Origin of the sequence: Sphingobacterium faecium (assembly GCF_003054045.1) — a bacterium.
Taxonomy (GTDB): Bacteria; Bacteroidota; Bacteroidia; order Sphingobacteriales; family Sphingobacteriaceae; genus Sphingobacterium; species Sphingobacterium faecium.
The window spans coordinates 296,690-316,027 of the sequence record NZ_QBKH01000001.1; the positions used below are offsets into that span (position 1 = coordinate 296,690).

Annotated in this window: 11 protein-coding genes; 9 read left to right on the plus strand and 2 right to left on the minus strand. The window is 41.8% G+C overall.

Features of this window, described 5'->3' with window-relative positions:
- The 9 genes from C8N37_RS01325 (at position 1) to C8N37_RS01365 (ending at position 14,602) form a co-directional block, all read left to right on the plus strand.
- A complete protein-coding gene (locus C8N37_RS01325; RefSeq protein ID WP_108157197.1) occupies positions 1 to 1,797 on the plus strand; it encodes a DUF4397 domain-containing protein in 1,797 nt (598 codons plus the stop codon).
- Between the two features lie 49 nt (positions 1,798 to 1,846).
- A complete protein-coding gene (locus C8N37_RS01330; RefSeq protein WP_108157198.1) occupies positions 1,847 to 3,052 on the plus strand; it encodes a hypothetical protein in 1,206 nt (401 codons plus the stop codon).
- A gap of 23 nt (positions 3,053 to 3,075) precedes the next feature.
- Positions 3,076 to 4,164, plus strand: a complete 1,089-nt coding sequence (locus C8N37_RS01335; RefSeq protein WP_108157199.1) for a fasciclin domain-containing protein — start codon at positions 3,076 to 3,078, stop codon at positions 4,162 to 4,164.
- A 17-nt stretch (positions 4,165 to 4,181) separates the two neighbouring features.
- Positions 4,182 to 5,534, plus strand: a complete 1,353-nt coding sequence (locus C8N37_RS01340; RefSeq protein ID WP_170114446.1) for a fasciclin domain-containing protein — start codon at positions 4,182 to 4,184, stop codon at positions 5,532 to 5,534.
- Between the two features lie 106 nt (positions 5,535 to 5,640).
- Positions 5,641 to 6,639, plus strand: a complete 999-nt coding sequence (locus C8N37_RS01345) for a fasciclin domain-containing protein (RefSeq protein ID WP_084825423.1) — start codon at positions 5,641 to 5,643, stop codon at positions 6,637 to 6,639.
- Between the two features lie 30 nt (positions 6,640 to 6,669).
- Positions 6,670 to 9,984: a TonB-dependent receptor gene (locus C8N37_RS01350; RefSeq protein ID WP_244914310.1), complete on the plus strand. Its 3,315-nt coding sequence runs from the start codon at positions 6,670 to 6,672 to the stop codon at positions 9,982 to 9,984.
- Positions 9,985 to 10,144: 160 nt separating this feature from the next.
- Complete coding sequence (locus C8N37_RS01355; protein ID WP_170114447.1) at positions 10,145 to 12,313, plus strand: IPT/TIG domain-containing protein; 2,169 nt, start codon at positions 10,145 to 10,147, stop codon at positions 12,311 to 12,313.
- A 416-nt stretch (positions 12,314 to 12,729) separates the two neighbouring features.
- Positions 12,730 to 13,872: a sensor histidine kinase gene (locus C8N37_RS01360; protein WP_108157202.1), complete on the plus strand. Its 1,143-nt coding sequence runs from the start codon at positions 12,730 to 12,732 to the stop codon at positions 13,870 to 13,872.
- Positions 13,847 to 14,602, plus strand: a complete 756-nt coding sequence (locus tag C8N37_RS01365) for a LytR/AlgR family response regulator transcription factor (protein WP_045754433.1) — start codon at positions 13,847 to 13,849, stop codon at positions 14,600 to 14,602. Before C8N37_RS01360 ends, C8N37_RS01365 begins: the two co-directional genes overlap by 26 nt.
- A gap of 167 nt (positions 14,603 to 14,769) precedes the next feature.
- Here C8N37_RS01365 and C8N37_RS01370 read toward each other — a convergent pair whose 3' ends face one another.
- Positions 14,770 to 16,182, minus strand: coding sequence for an efflux transporter outer membrane subunit (locus C8N37_RS01370; RefSeq protein WP_108157203.1), 1,413 nt, complete (start codon positions 16,180 to 16,182; stop codon positions 14,770 to 14,772).
- On the minus strand, positions 16,182 to 19,337 hold the full coding sequence (locus tag C8N37_RS01375) for an efflux RND transporter permease subunit (protein WP_094771563.1): 3,156 nt from the start codon (positions 19,335 to 19,337) through the stop codon (positions 16,182 to 16,184). The genes C8N37_RS01370 and C8N37_RS01375 overlap by 1 nt, the downstream gene beginning before the upstream one ends.
- Between the last annotated feature and the right edge of the window lies 1 nt (position 19,338).

A 19,338-nucleotide genomic window follows, 5' to 3' on the forward strand; every position in this document is an offset into this window, starting at 1 on the left:
ATGCGATATCAAAAATTAGACTTTAAACAGTACAAACGCGATCATACGCAACAAGCTTATTGGTGTCGCCTAGTGGATAACCACCTCATGTATGTGGCCATTTTATTTTTCACATTCGTGTTTACGGCCTGTCAGAAAGAAAAAATGGATATGGGTGTTGACAATCGGGCGGTAACGGAAAACCGTGAACGATCAAATGTGCGGATTATAAATATGGCTGGATTTAATCAGGTTATTTCAGGTAAAGATAGTTTAACCAATTTTATCGTGCGTCGTCCAGACGCTCCAGATACGGATCGCTATCCGGGTACATCCTATTTTCCTGTAGACGGACGATTGGGTAAAAGCTGGGTAATTCCACAGGATCTCTTTAACCAACAGGATCAAGTAAAGCTTACGTTGGGGATACGTCATTATCAGGGGGCTTTAGATCGGGACATTACTTTTCAGGCTGCCAACGATTACCGTAAACCGATGGATTATTTCTTGATGCCTACGTTATTTATGGATGGACAACCGGATATAGTAGCGGTGCCACGTGCGGTTTCCGCTCCTTCAAAACCGGATCATTTTAAAATCCGAGTCGTCAATCTGGGTGGTCCTATCAAACATCAGACCATGGGCCTTTTGGGTATGCAGGAAGATATTACGGGGGCCGTATCTCTAGCGTATGCCGATGGTACATTGGTCAGTACACAGACCAATAATATACAGACAAATGCAGTAGCTTCTGATTATATTGAACTGCCTTATGGTACCTATCAGTTTAGGTTATTGCTCCAAGACGGAAGACAGATTCCAGCTTTGGGAGCAGATACTTACGCATACACTGTCCTTCATCCGTCGACATCCACGATCGCTATCGATCATTCGAGCAATAGCAATTTGCATTACGCTCCCGTCACGACCTATCAACCCGGTGGCGTGTATACCTTGTTGGTTGCTCCCGGAGAATTTAATTACTACGTCGATGAAATCGGAAATACCTCTTCGTATTATCAGAATGCTTTTCAGGTATTGACCGATGTAGTAGCTCCTGCCAACCGGACCTATTCCCGTATTCAAGCAGCTAATGCGCGAGCAGGTCAACCGGTCAATTTTCGGGTTGATGGTAAACCACTAGCCAATGCTTTGACTTTTGGTCAGGCCAGTAATTATCTCAATATGATTCAGGGAACACATATGATAGAAGCCTTGGATGCATCAGGCAAAGTATTGGTTTCTTTGGAGCAGGCGATGCAACCGGCACAAAATTATACCATTTGGCTTTATCCCCAACAAGATGGTAAACCTCAACTGCTATTAGTAGCCAATGACTTAAGTGGTTCGGTCTATACAGGAGCTCAGGATGATGCCAGTTTTGCCCGTTTACAATATCAGTTTTATTTCCCAAAACGCTTTTTAAACTTATCCATTGGAAATCCATATGTGACGTTTACCGTGGGCAATGGACAGTCTCCTGCCACGTCTTTCGATAATCGGGACGCGGTAGAAAATCTACAACCTGGAATTCCGAAGATGGAAAGACCATATATCGGATATCGAATGCTCTATAATCCTTTTGAATTTATGGTCTATCGTTCGACACCTGATGTCGTTCCAGGTATATGGGCAAGCGATATCAGCGTGTTGACACACGAAGCTTTTATCGCCAATAAAAAACTTTACGAGAAATCAGGACGCCCCGAACCCATACAGGAAGCAGGCGTATATACGGTTGCTCTTATTGGCAAGAGTTCAAAAGATGCTACTGCGACCGATAAAGCAAGAATGATTTTAGTTAAACATACCCGATAATGGAAGGCATAAGTATTCTTGTCTGACCATGATTTAAAAAAATATTGATATGAAAAATCAACGATTAACGATTTACTTAGCACTATGGCTGCTGTGTGTTTCCCTATTTACAAGTTGTAATAAGGTGGAATATACAGCCATCGCCGAACCTGCCTATCTACGGGTGTTCAACAACCTCAATTATGTTCAGACCTTAGGCAGTAAAGATGATAAAGTGCCCTATTTCTGTATGTTGATCAATCCTACCTTTGGTGCAGGAGGAGCAATAACAGGAGCCGAGATTGTAGGTGACTTTCTGGATAAAAGAGCAGCTTATGCTCCACCTTATCCCTCACATATCGGAAATAGTACCACAGTGGATAATCCAGAATATCCAGGTAAAGAAAATGTACTGGTAGGCCCTATCTTAAACGGATTTGATTTAAGCAGCTGGGCTCAAGTTCCGTCGGGAGACCTGCGCATTATTTTCGCCTATCGACCAAAGAACAGCATACCTTTTTTGGAATTAGAAAGTCACCTGAAGACAGATGTTTTAATCGATACGGTGATCCATCTAGCAAGTAAAGAGGTGTATACCCTGCATCTGCTGCAAAAAGATTTTGTGACCAAAACGCATGGATTGCTCTTGCGTCAGGAGAATTTTCATAAACTGCCACTTTCTGATTCCTTGGTCTATGTCAATTTTTACAACATGAGTGCAACAGGCTTCTTAGAGGCCGATCTGACTTTGAAAGATGATGATTACTTACTGCGGAGTTTTAAAAATGGGATCAAAGACGAGATGAATATCTTTCTTTCGCTGTATGAAAGTCAAGAAAAACCTTTTGTTCAAGCACAGACAGTACCTGGTTATAAAGGTAAATTTTTAACGCGATTGACCCGTAATAATACCAACGCTGCGGTCAGTCCTTATGTGAGTTTTCCGCTGTGGGCAAGCAGTAAAAGTAATGGTATCCAGACTGATATCTGGCAACGGTTTGATTTCTTTATTCCAGGTATGGATATTACCAATAATCCTTTTTTCTCCGGTGATATCGCTACCGGAGGCAATTGGGCATCCGTGAACTGCCTGAAGAATGGAAAAGTATCATTAGAAGGATCTGATAATGGAACGCAGTTGCCGAACCTCTTGGTCAATGTGCATTCCGGCACCCATAATCCACAAACTTTTGCAACAGTCAACACATTAGAAGTGGTCAATGGCCGGATTTACCTGACCACCATTCAACGCAAATATGCACCACCAGTTTATTAACAGTTAGCTAGGAGATTTTAAATATGAACTATAAGATAATCGATAAGAGATGGTATCCAGTAAGGCAGTACGTATTATTTATGCTTTCGTTTTTCCTTTTCTCTTGTGAACATCCCGATTTAACGGTGGTCGTACCCAACGAGAACTTACGTCCAGCATCGGATTTTATCAAAAATAATTATGAAATGACCTTATTCAGTGCTGCGCTGGAAAAAGTGGGATTGGCATCAACATTAAATGAAAAGGGACCTTATACCGTTTTGGTGCCTACAGATGCCGCATTTAATGAATTAGGCATATTTAGACCTTCAGATTTTGATAAGATGAATCTGGACAGTTTAAAAAAAGTGATCCAATACCATATTCTTCCTCGCCGTATGCTCTTGCGGGATATCCCATCAAATGGGGTAGATGTGCGCTATGCCACGCTAGCCGGTTCGGAGTTATATGCTTCGCTAGGTTCGGTGGGACCAAATGGTGGTACGCCTACAAATGAGCTTTTTTTCAGTGGAGCAAAGGCGTCTAGAAAAGATGTGATTTTAGCCAATGGCGTTTTGTATGTTTTGGATAAAATGATGAAACCACAATTTGATACCTCTATTCAGGCCTGGTTGGCAGCACGTCCTACCTACCGTGTTTTTGTAAGTGGGTTGAAGAAATTTGGTTTATGGGATCAACTGGCAACGAATGGGCCCTTCACCATCTTTGCGCCGACCAATGAAGCATTGGAAGAAGTGGGTATTACCGAAGAAACATTACAAACATTAAGCCCAGAAAAATATCGTGCTGATGTGCTGTTTGGATCTTACCTCATCTATGACAAACACTTTTTTGTATCCGATGCTAAAGTTATGGGGATCATTGCGACTACTGGGGGCTATACCTATCAGTTAAAGAACAATCTGCATGAGATGAGTTTTGCTGCCGGAGAGGACTACCCCAGTTTTATATTAAGTTACTACCTCAGATTACGTGCAGACCGTACCGTCACAGCACCCATAATTGCTCAAGTATCGTATGGAATCAGGGCAAAGATGGACTATCTGTGTCGTAATGGTGTGGTACATGATCTTAATCAAGGATTGGTAAGACCTGAACAGGCTATTAAATAATATCACAAATTATGCTGATGAAAATGCAACAAATCAATACAATATATAAGCTGGCCTTTATGGGCTTGCTCATGACGCTGTTATTTTCCGCCTGTAAAAAAACAGAGTTTATGCCTGCAGCGGAAGGCGAACAGGTTCCCTATAAACCTGATGCGACTGAGAGTGTTACCGAAATATTAGGTAAAAATCCGGATGCGACATTATTTTATACGGCTTGGAAAAAGAGCAGCATGGAGGAGAAAATCAAGGAAAAAGGAGGGAATACAACCTATACCTTGTTGGTTCCCAGCAATGCGGCGATGATCGCATCGGGACTGACCGAAGCAAAGATTGCACAAATGCCACGGGCAGATGTAGACAGCCTCCTGTTATTTTATACGGTTTTGGGTATGATATCTCGTGATGAACTTCGAGATAATAGTTTACCTGTAAAAAGTATGCTGATGAATCCGGGTTTACGAGTTCCTTTTTATGAAGGTGGAGTCGGATCAGGTCTTGGCCAACGATATGATCCCTACTATTACAAACATTATCTGGCTATACGCGATGAACAATTGCTGATCAATGGAAAGAAAGCCGGTAAAATGAAGTATCAACCGGCACGTAATGGTGCACTTTATTTTTTGGAGCAAACCGTTACCAAACCGACAAAAACTGTTTTGGAAGCCTTGGAGCAGGATGGGCGTTTTACCATGTTTCTCGAATTGCAACGCCTTTCTGATGATGCTTTCGTGGAAGTGATGGTGACTCAAATGGAGCCTTTATTTGGCTATAAAATGTCACCTGAAGAATATTGGCAGAATTTTCCTGATGCGCGGGAGCCTTATACAAAAAAATGGCTAATTGGACCAACACCTAATCCCGATTATGCTGATCCCAACATCACCATTTCGACTTGGTTTGCTCCGACAGATGCCGCCTTTAAGCATGCTGGATTTAATTCTGTAGCAGAAATGCTTCAATTCAATGAGACTCGTGGACATGTGTTTTTTGATGAAGGAACGTTTCAACCCACTGGTGGTTATCCATTGGATAGTATCGTTAACTATCATCGGGATTGGGGACGTTTTTTTGCGATCCAGGATCCTAGTTATGGATTAGCCTATCCCAATAGTACGGTATTTTTTAGTAATGATCTGACTGCAGACTTCTTACAGGATTATTACATCAATATCGGTGGAAATGCGCAGGTGCAATATGCCTATAAAAATCCTTTTGCTTTTACAGCATCCAATGGAAAGCTATCCATGACCATAAAAGAAAGTGGCGGCACACCTGTACAGATCATCGAAACAGATATCAATACCCTCAATGGACCGATACATGTTGTTGACAATCTGCTGTTGCCTAAGGGATTTAAATTAAAGTAGACGCTTAAATCGTATGGAAACTGAAAAATAACAAGATACCGATACGATTTCAGGTGAACGCTGAATAACAAAACGAGCTGGTAAGCTCATGATTAATAAACGATAGATGAAACTACAGCTAAGATATTATAAGCAATTGGGGATATTGCTTTTTGCAACTTTCATGGTGACCTCATGTAAAAAGGACGAGGTACTGAATAGTCATGACAATAATAGGGTCAATTTGGTCATAGCCGACAACTTTAATCTGTCTAGTTTTAGTGCCGTTTTGCGTAAAAGCGGCATGGATAAAGTTTTACAGGATGGAGAAGGACCCTATACCTTATTGGCACCTTCCGATGCGGCTTTTTCAGCAGCAGGTTATGGCGATGCGGTATCAGTTTTGGCGGGAAATACGAAAGTGATCAGCAGAATTGCTCATTATCATATGTTGGATGGTAAATATGAGTTAAATAAACTTCCTTTTTTGTTTAATCAGGAATTACGCACGCGTGGAGGAAAAATGTATGCGACCCATTGGTTAAAGGGAGGGGATACGGTATTGACGCTCAACGGCTCACGTGTACTGGCTCAAAACATCGCCGCATCCAATGGACTGATTCAGGTCTTAGATCGGGTGCTGACGCCCTATGTGCACGATTTGATTGGAAATGCTATTGCTGCTGACCCCAGTATCACCTTGTTTGCACAAGCCTTAAAGACTTCGGGAGTTCTACAGACCATAAGTGATGCGGGTCCATATACCGTATTTGCTCCTAATAATGCAGCGATGCAAGCTTTAGGGTATAGTACGGTACAGCAGATTCTGTTGGCAGATCCGGTCAAACTCCGAAGTTTTTTGCTCTACCATATTGTGAAGGATAGACGTTTTGTATACGACTATATTCTGAGTACGGGTGCTTCAAATAAGGCGCAACAGGGCATGATGGACGGTAATAGCATCACCATCTCACTGGTATCAAATCCAAATGCTCCTAATTCTTTTCAAGGGATCAGCTTACGTGGAATAGGGAATACTTCAGAGATCAAATTACTGAAACAAGATATGTTAAGTGGAAATGGGGTATTACATGTGATCGATGGCGGTTTACGGATTACTCAATAATCAAATTAGGATTAGCTAAAAGAAATTAAAATGAATATTTATATCAATAGGAAGCCCAGATCAGGTCTATTTTCAGGGAAAGATATGCTTTGGAGGATACACATACAAGTTGCCTTATGGTGTCTCGTCTTTTTTATGAGCACCTCTGGTTTTGCACAGGAAACATCTGGTGCTTTAACAGGGCGTGTGCAACATGTCGATGGGCATGCTGTTGCAGGCGCTTCAATTCTGGCTGTACATACCCCATCGGGGACACGCTATTCGCTCGCTACCGATAAAGATGGGCGCTATACCTTAAACAATCTGCGTATTGGTGGACCCTATACGGTGACCGTGAGTATGGTCGGTATGCAAAGTGATACACGTACGGATATTCAAATCCGTCTTGGTGCGGCACAGGAACTCAATTTACAAGTGCAGGAAGGTAGTCAAGCGTTAGCGGAAGTTGCTGTAACTGGACGTTCGCAGCGACAACGTGTGGATATGTATGGCGCAGGGCGCAATATCAGTGCTGAGCAGGTGCGCAATATGCCTACGGTGAGTCGTTCGATTACAGATGTGACCCGCCTGACACCACAAGGAAGTCGAGACAATAGTTTCGGAGGAACTAATTTCAGGTATAATAACGTCACTGTAGATGGGGCCGTCAATAACGATGCGATCGGTTTTTCACCCTCTCTGGGTGGACAGACGGGGACTTCAGGCATGGCTGGAAGCAGTACGCGTACCAACCCGATCTCCATGGATGCCATACAGGACATGCAGGTCTATCTGGCACCCTACGATGTTAAAATCGGAAATTTTACGGGAGGTTCGGTCAATGCCGTAACCCGAAGCGGTACCAATAAAATCGAAGGCTCAGTCTATGGATATGGACGCAATGCTGCTTTAACGGGTAAAGACCGTGTGGGAAGTCTCGGTAAAATGGATCATGATTTTTATGACTACCAGTCCGGATTTAGAATTGGTTTTCCAATTATAAAAGATAAACTTTTCTTCTTTAGTAATGAAGAGATCACCCGTCGTCAAGATCCTACACAACTGCAAGTGGGGACAGCGGAGACTGCTCATATCCTAAGCGAAGAGGATGCCAAATCGATTGCCACGACAGTAGGTAACCGCTATGGTGATGTGTTTGATGCAGGTACAGCCGGTAAGTACACCAACTGGTCAAAATCCACTAAGTTTTTTAACCGTATCGACTGGAATATCAATGATAGACATCAATTAGCCATTCGTAACAATACTATTTTTAGTAGTGCGACTCACATGGACAGGGATCAACAGGATTTCCGCTTTTCGAGTATGGCGTTTAAGCAAACAAATAATCAAAGCAGTACAGTAGCTGAATTGAAAAGCCGCTTTAGCAATAATCTTTCTGCTAATGCAGTACTGGGGTTTACCGTAGTAAACGATAGACGGGATCCGTTGAGTGACCCTACGCTTCCTCAAGTACAGATTCAGGGGCGCACTCCAGGTACGACAATTTACCTGGGAACTGACCGTGAAGCCAGTATTTTTGATATGCAACAACGCACTTGGGAACTAACGGCAAATCTGAACTGGAACCTTGGCCGGCATAAACTCCTTTTTGGTACTCACAATGAGCTTTACCGTATTCGCTATGGTTTTGTTAATGCTTGGAATGGACGTGTAGACTATAATAGTATCGACGATTTTTTAAGTAATAATCCTTACCGTGTACGCGGTAGTTACAACTATAAGAACAATACGCGGGATTATATTTTAGATCATCCTGCGGCAGATTTTGGAATCAATATGTACAGTCTGTATGTACAGGATGAGATCAGGGTAAGTGATCATTTTCGTGTTACACCGGGTTTACGTGCCGATTTTACACAGTTGCCCGATATGCCGGCTTTAAGTGATAAAGTTCGCCATATACAGTCCGATCCGTACTTTGGTACAACCTATAATTACACGCCTTTGTCTCGGATTTCAAATGATTTCCTTAATCGCTTACAGTTGTCGCCCCGTGTGGGATTCCGCTGGGAGGTGTTGGAAGATCAAAGCTTAGTAGTACGTGGTGGAGCAGGACTTTTTACAGGACGTATTCCTTTTGCATGGTTGGCCTATGCGTTCTATAATACAGGGGACAGCTATGGTGCTTTTGATCAGCGTGCAGATCAGAAACCTTTTGCTCCGGGAAGTGATGCGATTAAACCCAGCCCCAATGGATTGGCCGATTTTATTGCCGCAAATGGAGCTGTAGTAAATGATCCGAAGAGTGGTAAAACGCAGGTTGATCTGGTTGATAATGGCTTTACAATGCCTCAGGTACTGCGTGGTAGTCTGGGTATTGACTATGAAACAGCGAACAACTGGAAGTTTACAGTCGAAGGTTTGTATACCAAAAATATCAGCGATGTGCTCTTTCAACAGTTGAATGTCCATGATAATCCACTTTATTATGGTTATGATATTCATCAACAGCAACCGGTGTATCAGGGTGCGGTTGATGATCGTTTCTCGAATATTTATGTATTGAGCAATACCGATCAGGGCTACCGTTATAACATCACGGGGACAATCAGCAAGCGAATGAAGAATTTTAATGGAACAGCGAGTTATACGTACGGAGAATCAAAGGATTTGAGCAACGGGGTGCGTAATTCTATGGAATCAAATTGGCAACTGAACCAATCGCTTATACCAAACAATCCAAAGTTAGCCTATAGTAATTTTGATATTCGTCACCGCATCGTTTCCAGTATCAGTTACGATCATTATTGGCGAACGGCTGGAAAAACAAACATCACCTTGTTTATCAGTGCACAATCGGGATCTCCATTTACTTATGGCATAGTAAACAACAGTATTCAAGGATTACCACAACAGGTGAGTTTAGTCTATGTACCAAATCCGGAGGAAGCAATCCGTTATTTTAAAGATATTCCTAGTGGAAACACGGCGGTACAACAAGCTGAAGCATTTAACAAGTACATCGATGGCAATGCTTATCTCAGCAGCAGAAGAGGAGATTTTACGGAACGTAATAGGGGACGTACACCTTGGAATGTGCAAGCGGATCTCCGCATTGCGCATGATTTGCCTGTGAGCATTAAAAAAGGACAGTTTATTACGATTTCTGCCGATGTGGTCAATGTGACAAACCTGCTGTACAAAAAGTGGGGAGTACAATATTTTTCGCCTAATACGTTCAATTCGACAAGTAGCGTGGGTTTGACACCGACCTTGTTTCCACCACAGCAAAATAATGGAAACTGGCCCGTATTTACGTTCAATGAACCTGGACAAACCTATAGTATTGATTATTTCAATTCAAGAGCACAGATACAACTCGGAGTTCGGTACACATTTTAAGACACGCGTTAGTCATCGTTATCAGCGATTTAATAGCTACTAAATGCTCTGAACTCAATAGGTCAGGCTGACACAAGAAAAGCATCTTTCGCTCATGCGAATGCAATAAAAGAAAGAGTGCATATGGGTATTCCATATGGTTACATAAAAAATGAAAGTCATGAAAACATGGACAAAATATAGCCTCAGTATCATCCTTTTTATTTTGGTACTTGCAGGTAGTGCAGGTTGTGAAAAGAAAGAAGCGATGCTTCCGGAGACAGCCGTGAAAATAACAGATTATTACCCGAATTCAGGAAAAGAGGGTACGCTTGTGACCATTGAAGGCGAAGGCTTTGGCACCAGTATAGGTGCCTATAAAGCAACGGTAAATGGTCAAGATGCCGCTGTGATCAGCGCTACAGCAACGGCTGTTGTCATTCGTATACCGGTGGGCGGGAGTACTGGAAAACTGGTATTGAGCTATGATAGCAAGATGATGGATGTGGGTACCTATACCTATCAAAATTTAAGTGTACGTCAGGTGTTTCCTGCTAATGGACCTGCTGGTTCCCAAATACGCATTGGAGGTACGGGATTTGGAAGTATTACTCATCCGGCGGAAGTCTTTATTAATGAAAAAAAAGCGTTGGTCGTCAGTATCAGTGATACCTTGATCGTAGCAGAGGTGCCCAATGAAGCTGGTTCCGGATCGGTATTGGTTAAAGTGGATGGCATGGATGCGAAAGGGCAAAACTTCACTTATCAGGCCATAAAAGGTATCAAGCCATTAAGCGGAGGAAAAGACACGCGTGTGGTGATTTCGGGAGAAGGTTTTGAGCAATTGACTACCCAAAATATCGTAGAATTTAATGGTAAGAAAGCTCTTGTGGTTGAATCTACCCCAGAGCGTTTGGTCGTAAAGGTTCCAGAAGGAGTAACCACAGGACCCTTATCGGTCAATATCAATAATCAGAAAACAACAGGCCCGTCTTTTACTGTGGTGGATAAACCAATCATCCAAACAGTAACCCCATTAAGCGGTCCAAAGGGGGCACAAATGACGATCAGTGGATCTTTATTCAGTAAAGAGCTGGATGAAAACCAAGTATATATCAACAATATATTGATACCGTTGAACTCAGCTAATGAATCGGAGCTGAAACTAACCGTTCCAGGAGGTACTGGGTCTGGCGTTATCCGTGTTGTGGTGAACGATCAGGTGAGTAATGGTCCACAGTTTAAAGATCAAAATCTGGGGATTACTGCGATGACACCAGACAACGGATTGACCGGTACGAGTGTGACGATTAGAGGCACAGGTTTTAGCACAACAGCATCAGAAAATAAAGTGTATTTCAATGGCGTATTAGCAATGGTAAAAACAGCAACGGAGAATAGTTTAGTGCTCGAAGCACCTCTAAGATTAAGCACTGGAAATGTGAAAGTGGTTGTTGGTGGGCAGGAAGCCCTTGCTCCGCAATTGTTTAAACGAGCAGGTGTAATGACTTTGGCGGGGGGACCTAGCAGTAATACCTTTGCCGGATATATGTCTGCTATTGCTACCGATCAGCAAGGGAATATCTATGTAACCGATACGAATAATAAACAGGTGAAAAAAATAACCCCTTCGGGAGCTGTTTCCATTCTGCAGGTCAATGGAACAGATGCGGTGTTTGTTAAACCGTATGGCATCGTCATCGATAAGCAGAATACCATGTATGTGAGTGATCAGGGAACCAATCAGGTGATCAAGATTACATCGGCCGGTCAACGTTCGGTGCACACGTCTGGATTTGCACCTGGGCATATGAGTATCGACGATGCTGGAAATCTGTATGTCAATATCAACGGATTTGCTGCAGGAGTCAATAAAGTCAATCCAACAGGAAATTATAGTAAAATTAATGGCACGGGTTGGGTGACAACCCGCACGGTAGTAGATGCTTTAGGAAATTACTACTATCCAGATCAAAATGCCATCAGTGGGAATGGTTTGATGCGTAGGGGATCTGATGGTATTACGATGAATGCATGGATCGGTTTTTCAGAGGCAGGCTATGCGGATGGTATTGGAAGTGCTGCACGTTTTCAGGGCATTAGCAGTGTTGTCCTTTTTGGAGGTAATACCATGTACGCTACGGATAACTTTAATTATGCATTAAGAGAAATTGATGTAGCAAATCGAAAGGTATCCACTATTTTCAAGGCGAACAACCGTGGATATGTAGATGGATCTTTAGTAGAGTCACGCTTTGGAGCTTTGGCCGATATGGCGGTAGACAAGAATGGTAATATTTATATCTTGGATCCGGACAATAAAGCGATCCGTAAGGTTTTCTTGAAGTAAAACCAATACTATTATTTTAATAAAAAGGCTAAAACATCCTAACAAATTGATCGTATGATCGATTTGTTAGGATGTTTTTTTCTATTTTGGTTGCTCAGCTAACACAGTTCTAGGACATAGGGTGAGAGCGATTGCCTGCTGTATATTGTCCCTCCATAATGATAAACTGGAGTTACATCTCGCATGGGTTATAGGAAGTTAACATTTCAGCATGAAATTGGTCATATTCAGCTTTTAATTTTGAGGGTTGAGCGAGTAAGTCTGTGCTAATCTGTAGAAGAACCACGATCTTTGGAAAAGAGGAATAGAAATACGGATATGTGTTAAAGAGGTCACTGAATGTATAGCCCATGTTCACTGATTGAAGCCTAATTAATAAATTTGAAGCATTATTTATGATTTAATTCATAGCAAGTATGAAGGGATATAGCGATCTGGAACAGATAAATAAACGATTTTTACCGACCCGTTTTAGGAAAATGTTGTTGGTGTTTTTTGCATTTATCATATTTTATCTGGTATCCTATATCCTCAATCCCTATAGTGATTTCTGGAAAGAGTATTTAAATCGAACGTTCTATGAAATAGTCATTGAGTGGATCGTGACTTTTCTATTCTGTTATTTGATCACGGAGTCCAGCATACTGATCCATAAAAAACTAAATCAACGTGTTCCATGGACGCAAAATAAATCCAAACGGTTATTATTAGAAGTTAGCTTTAATTTCGGGGTAGTGGTCATTCTGATCATGATGAATATGCTTTGTTTTTCTTGGATCTACTCCGATTTACCCGATACAGATATCTCCATGGAAGAGATTAAAGGTTTGCTCCAATGGATTGTGATCAGCTTAGTGATTTCATTTATGATTATTTCCATCAATACCGTTAGTTATTTGATCGATAACTGGATCGATACCTACATGGAAATGTCCCAACATAAAGTTCATGCCGTAGAATTGAGACAGGCTTCGGTAGAAGCGGAACTCAACACGTTGAAACTGCAGCTCGATCCTCATTTTATCTTTAACAATCTCAGTGTGCTATCGGAGTTGATTTTGGAAGACCAGCAGCTTGGATTCGAGTATTCCGAAAACTTTGCCAAAGTATACCGTTTTTTACTAGTTAACAGTAAAAAGAATTTAATTTCTTTAGAAGAGGAAATCAAATTCCTCCGAGCTTATATCTTTTTGATCGAAAATAGGGTCGGTATAGGAGTTCATTTTAGCATTGAAATTGATGAACGTAGTAAGCATATGTACATCCCGCCACTTACGCTGCAGTTGCTAATCGAAAATGCGATCAAGCATAATGCGACCCAGCAGAAAAATCCCCTGATGATCAGCATATACAATCCTGAAGTGGATCAGGTGGTTATTGAAAATACACGTTCTCCAATCGATCAGACCCAGATTACATCCACAGGAATCGGATTAAAAAATATGAATAGCCGTTTTAAACTTTTGGGAAAGAAAATTCCAAAAGTGTTTCAAAATGAACATATCTTTAAGGTATCTATACAATTAATAGCGTATGATAGAGAAAATAGTAATAGTTGAGGATGAAAAACTCAATGCAGACCGTCTTAAACGTTTAATAAGCGAGATCAATCCAAGCGTAAAAATTACCGCCGTATTGGATAGTGTGATGGATACGATAGAATGGTTCAAGGAAAATGAAGAACCAGATGTCGTCATGATGGATATTCGCCTTTCTGATGGGGTAAGTTTTGATATTTTTGATAAAGTAGCTATCCAATGTCCTATTATTTTTACGACTGCATATGACGAATATGCGGTACAAGCATTCAAATACAATAGCGTCGATTATATCTTAAAACCCGTTGAAAAGGAAGAACTTCATAGTGCATTAAACAAGGTAGACGATTATAAATCAAAAATGGAAAACCAGTTATCCATTGATAAGCTCCTCAGTTATGTCAAGCAAAAGGAGTATCGTACTCGTTTTCTAATTCCCTTTAGGGATGGTTTTCAAACGATATTGGTAACCGATCTATCGTTTATTTATATGGATATGAAATTGACCAAAGCACGATTGAAGAATGGTAAGGATGTTGTTTTAAATCTGAGCCTGGATGATCTTGAAAAACAATTGGATCCAAAATTTTTCTTTAGAGCCAATCGTCAATTTATTATCCATGTCGATTCCGTGGATCAATTGGTCAATTATTTCAATAGAAAACTAAAAGTTATCCTGTTTAATGCTGATGTTGAAGTGATCGTGAGTAGAGAGAAATCCAATCTCTTGAAAGAATGGTTGGATTCGTAACCGCATCAGGAATAGACCCACTGATTTGCTGATTAAAGCGCATATCAGATCTGGTCAAGCCGAAGATTGTGATCTAAAAACCCTTTTCTAAATTGGAGATGATAAAAAAAGCTGTGCTTCTGGATAGAAACACAGCTTTTATTTTTATGATGAACGTTTCCGATTTTTTAATCCACGCCTCCACCCAGAGCACGGTAAAGATCTGTGGCGGCATCAAAGCGCTCTTTTTGGATCGAGATCGCCTCCAGATCGTTCTGAAGGGAATTATTCTGTGCCGTGATCACCTCCAGATAATTGGCCATTCCACTTCTATACAGTAACATCGCATCATTTACCGCTTTCTGCAATGCTATTTTTTTCTGTTCAATAAGCGCAACTCGCTCATTGGCATATTGTCTTTTTGCTAAGGCATCAGATACCTCGCTTACGGCCGTCATGACTGCCAGTCGGAATTGCTCGGCTGATTTTTCCTGTTCAATTTTGGCTACTTCATAAGCTGTTTTTAACTTCTTATTTTGAAAAATCGGCTGGGTAATGTTACCCGCGATATTCTTCACCAGCGAACCTGGAAGATCAAACCAATTATCAAATTGGAACGAATTTGTTCCGATAGAAGGAGTCAATCGTAAAGAAGGATACATCTGAGCCTTTGCCAGACCGGTACCTGCATGAGCCACCACGACGGCATACTCTGCAGCTCGGACATCCGGGCGTCTACTGAGCATGTCGGCAGGTACACCTATTGGGAAGCTTTCCACAAAAGGTGTCATTTCCATAGTCGCTGCACGTGCGATGCTGTCCGGAAAAGAACCACAGAGAATACTTAATGCATTTTCTTGGATGGCGATGTTTTGCTTGGCTAGAGGCACAAGCAATTCAGCCGTCTTCTTTTGTGCTTCAGCCTGATCGACAGCCAATGAATTGGTTTGCGCTGACTCAAACTGCAGCTTGATCATGTGCAATGTAGTATCGCTCAAAGCAATATTTCGGGAAGCAACTTGAAGTTGCTCATCCAGTGTAATTAAATTGTAGTAAGCCTGTGCGACTTGACTGACAATACGCGTCCGCAATGCCGATAGATTTTCATGCTGCATGAAAAAGTTGGCTCGAGCAGACTCCTTTTGCATCGCTACCTTGCCCCAGATATCTGCTTCCCAGGAAAAATTGAGCGAAGCTGAATAATCGTCCATGTGTTGATTTCCTGTAAATTGCTCACTCAAAGATCCGTTCAAAGAACTTTTTGACAGATAATTTCGTGCAGCAGAAACGGAAAGTTCAGCCGTGGGAAGAAGTCCAAGTTTAGCCTGTTTATAAGAAAGATCCAATTGACGGAGATTCATCATCGCGACCGATATATCCTTATTCTTATCCAGCGCCTTTTCGATCAGAGCTGTCAGATAGGCATCTTTAAAGAAAGTTTTATAGGGCAGACTCATGGTGTCCCCCGTTACTTCAACCGTATTCCTATAACTTGATGGAGTCTCCAACTCTGGACGACTATACTTTTTGTTTACCGAGCAGGAGGACAGTAAAACTGCCACTCCAACACCGTAAAATATATTATTTATAGATAATGCCATTATTCAACACTTTGAATTTTTTGATTTTTGTTTTTACCCGATACCTTTTCCTGAAGATATTGAAAGAGTATATACAGGATTGGGATAACAAATACACCTAAGATCACGCCCGAAAGCATGCCGATTGCTGCACCTGTACTGATCGATCGATTCCCCATGGCAGAGCCACCTGTGGCAAACATTAAGGGAATCATACCGACAATAAAAGCCAATGAGGTCATGATGATCGGACGTAATCTTGATTTTGCTCCCTCAATTGCCGATTCAACGATCGTATAACCTGCGGCACGACGTTGTACAGCAAATTCAATGATCAAGATCGCATTCTTAGCTAATAGTCCGACAAGCATAATTAAACCCACCTGAACATAAATATTGTTGTCCAATCCGATTGCCCTAATCGATGCAAATGCACCAATAATACCTGTAGGAATGGAAAGCAATACCGCTAGTGGCAACAGATAACTTTCATATTGTGCGGCCAGTAAGAAGTACACAAATAACAGACACAGCGATAAAATAATCAAGGTCTGGTTACCAGCAGATTTTTCTTCTAAACTTAATCCTGTCCATTCGTATCCGTAATCTGAAGGCAATTTGCTCAGTACATTTTTTTCCAGATTATCCATGATTTCACCGTTACTAGCACCCGGTAGGGGCACAACACTGATCGTAAGGGCATTGAATAAGTTATATCTGCTCAACGATTCAGGGCCATAGACTTTATGTAGGGTGACCATGGAATTGACGGGCACCATTTGGTTCTGATCATTACGGACAAAGATTTCATTAAATGAATGTTCATCCGTTCTGAATACCCCATCTGCTTTTACATTGACGCGATAGAATTTACCGAATCGGGTGAAGTTCATGGATTGATCACCTGCAAAATAAGTTTGGATCACATTCATCATACGACTGATTTCCACACCCATCTGCTGTGCTTTATCTTCATCGACCTCCAGTTCAAGCTGAGGGAAATCTGTACGGAATGTGGTATATGCAAACTGTACACCGGGTTGCTGCATGATGTTTCCAATCACCTCATCGGACATCTGTTTTAGTTTTTCAGGCGATTTTCCGGTTTTATCTTGCAACACGATTTCAGCACCACTGGTGACTCCATATCCATCTACAGGAGGACTTCTAAAAGCCATGATCGTAGCTTCCTTGACCGTAGCAAATTGCGCTGTTAGGTTACCCAAGATGACATCAATATCTTTCTCCGCGCCACGGTCTTTTTTATCTTTTAATTTGATAAATCCCATGGCATACGCCGGACTGGCACTGTTTGATAAAATATTGAAACCCGTGATCGTTGTACTATTTTGTACAGATTCTGTCTTTTTCAAGATCTCATCCACACGTGCAGCGGCTGCAGTTGTCCGGTCCAGTGCAGTACCCGGAGGCATGCTTAAACTGAAGATAATAAAAGAATCATCTTCCATAGGAACAAAGCTTTTGGGTGTACTGCTCATCATCCAGCCTGCAAGGGCAGTGATCAGGATAATTAAACCAGCACCGATCCATTTTTTTACAATTAAGAACCGCAACCCCTTGATATATTTACCGGTTAAATTTTCAAAACCAGCATTAAATGCAGTAAAAAATCGTTTTCCAAATCCTTTTTCTTCAGATGCTCCATGTTGACCATCAGCATGATTATTTTTTAATAATAAGGCACAGAGTGCAGGAGTAAGGGTCAAGGCATTGACCGCCGATATGATAATGGCAATTGCCAATGTGTAGGCAAACTGCTTGTAAAATATACCTGCAGAACCGGTCATAAATCCAATCGGTATAAAGACGGCCGACATGACCAAAGTGATCGATACGACTGCACCCGTGATCTCGCCCATGGCACTATGTGTCGCCTCTTTTCCGGTCATGTTCGTCCCCTCCATTTTACTATGGACGGCTTCGACGACTACGATGGCATCATCGACGACAATCCCGATAGCGAGTACCAAAGCAAATAAGGTCAGCACATTGATGGTGAATCCAAAAGCGAGCAGGAAGAAAAATGTTCCTATAATAGCTACCGGTACCGCAATAGCGGGTATAATCGTTGATCTGAAATCTTGTAGAAATAAGAAAACGACAATAAATACCAATATAAAGGCTTCGATCAAGGTCGATTTCACTTGTCCCGTTGCTTCGTCCAGACGTTCTTTTGTACTCATCAAGCTCGTGTAGTCTACTCCTGGAGGAAAGTTTTTGGAAGCACTCTTCAGTACATCTTGTACACCTATTTCAATGTCATTGGCATTGGATCCCGTCGTCTGTAGAATAGCTACAGTCACGGCATTCTTCCCATTCATAGTCGTATTACCGCTATAATTAAGCGAACCAAATTCGATACGGGCAACATCTTTCAAGCGCACCAAAAGCTCACCATCGCGTTTCACGACAATGTTTTCGTACTCATGGGGTTGATTCTTTTTACCTTTATAGCGCATGACATATTCCAGAGCAGCATTGGATTCTTCTCCCAGCTTACCGGGCGCGACTTCTATACTTTGCGTACCGATAGCGTTGCTTACATCAGCAGGTTCTAAACCATAAGCAGCCATTTTCTGAGGATTGAGCCATACACGCATGGAATAATCTTTGGCGCCAAAAACTTGTGCCTGTCCCACTCCAGAAACACGTTTGATCTGTGGAATGACATTGATATTGACAAAGTTTTGAAGAAAAAGCTCATCATATTTTTCATTATCGTCCGTATATACGTTGAAAATGAGGATCATGCTATTCTGCTGCTTGGAGGTCGTCAGTCCCATTCTGATCACCTCTTGAGGAAGTATAGGGGTAGCTTGCTGCACCCTGTTTTGTACGTTTACAGCCGCTTGGTCAGGATCGACGCCCTGCTTGAAGATAATGGAAATAGAAAATGAACCATCATTACTCGCAGTCGATTTGATATACTGCATATTTTCTACTCCATTGATCTGCTCTTCGAGCGGTGTGACCACCGAACGAATAACGGCCTCACTATTCCCTCCAGGATAACTTCCCGACACCATGACGGTAGGCGGAGAAATATCCGGAAAACGCGTTACAGGGAGTCTTAATAACCCTATAACACCCAATATCAATAGCACAACCGAAATTACGGTGGCCATTACGGGTCTATCTATAATCTTTTTTAACATG

Coding starts and splice junctions, on each gene's coding strand:
- C8N37_RS01360 (WP_108157202.1), top strand. CDS start 12,730: ATGAAGGGATATAGCGATCTGGAACAGATAAATAAACGATTTTTACCG.
- C8N37_RS01375 (WP_094771563.1), bottom strand. CDS start 19,337: ATGTTAAAAAAGATTATAGATAGACCCGTAATGGCCACCGTAATTTCG.
- C8N37_RS01370 (WP_108157203.1), bottom strand. CDS start 16,182: ATGGCATTATCTATAAATAATATATTTTACGGTGTTGGAGTGGCAGTT.
- C8N37_RS01340 (WP_170114446.1), top strand. CDS start 4,182: ATGAAAATGCAACAAATCAATACAATATATAAGCTGGCCTTTATGGGC.
- C8N37_RS01335 (WP_108157199.1), top strand. CDS start 3,076: ATGAACTATAAGATAATCGATAAGAGATGGTATCCAGTAAGGCAGTAC.
- C8N37_RS01345 (WP_084825423.1), top strand. CDS start 5,641: ATGAAACTACAGCTAAGATATTATAAGCAATTGGGGATATTGCTTTTT.
- C8N37_RS01365 (WP_045754433.1), top strand. CDS start 13,847: ATGATAGAGAAAATAGTAATAGTTGAGGATGAAAAACTCAATGCAGAC.
- C8N37_RS01325 (WP_108157197.1), top strand. CDS start 1: ATGCGATATCAAAAATTAGACTTTAAACAGTACAAACGCGATCATACG.
- C8N37_RS01355 (WP_170114447.1), top strand. CDS start 10,145: ATGAAAACATGGACAAAATATAGCCTCAGTATCATCCTTTTTATTTTG.
- C8N37_RS01330 (WP_108157198.1), top strand. CDS start 1,847: ATGAAAAATCAACGATTAACGATTTACTTAGCACTATGGCTGCTGTGT.
- C8N37_RS01350 (WP_244914310.1), top strand. CDS start 6,670: ATGAATATTTATATCAATAGGAAGCCCAGATCAGGTCTATTTTCAGGG.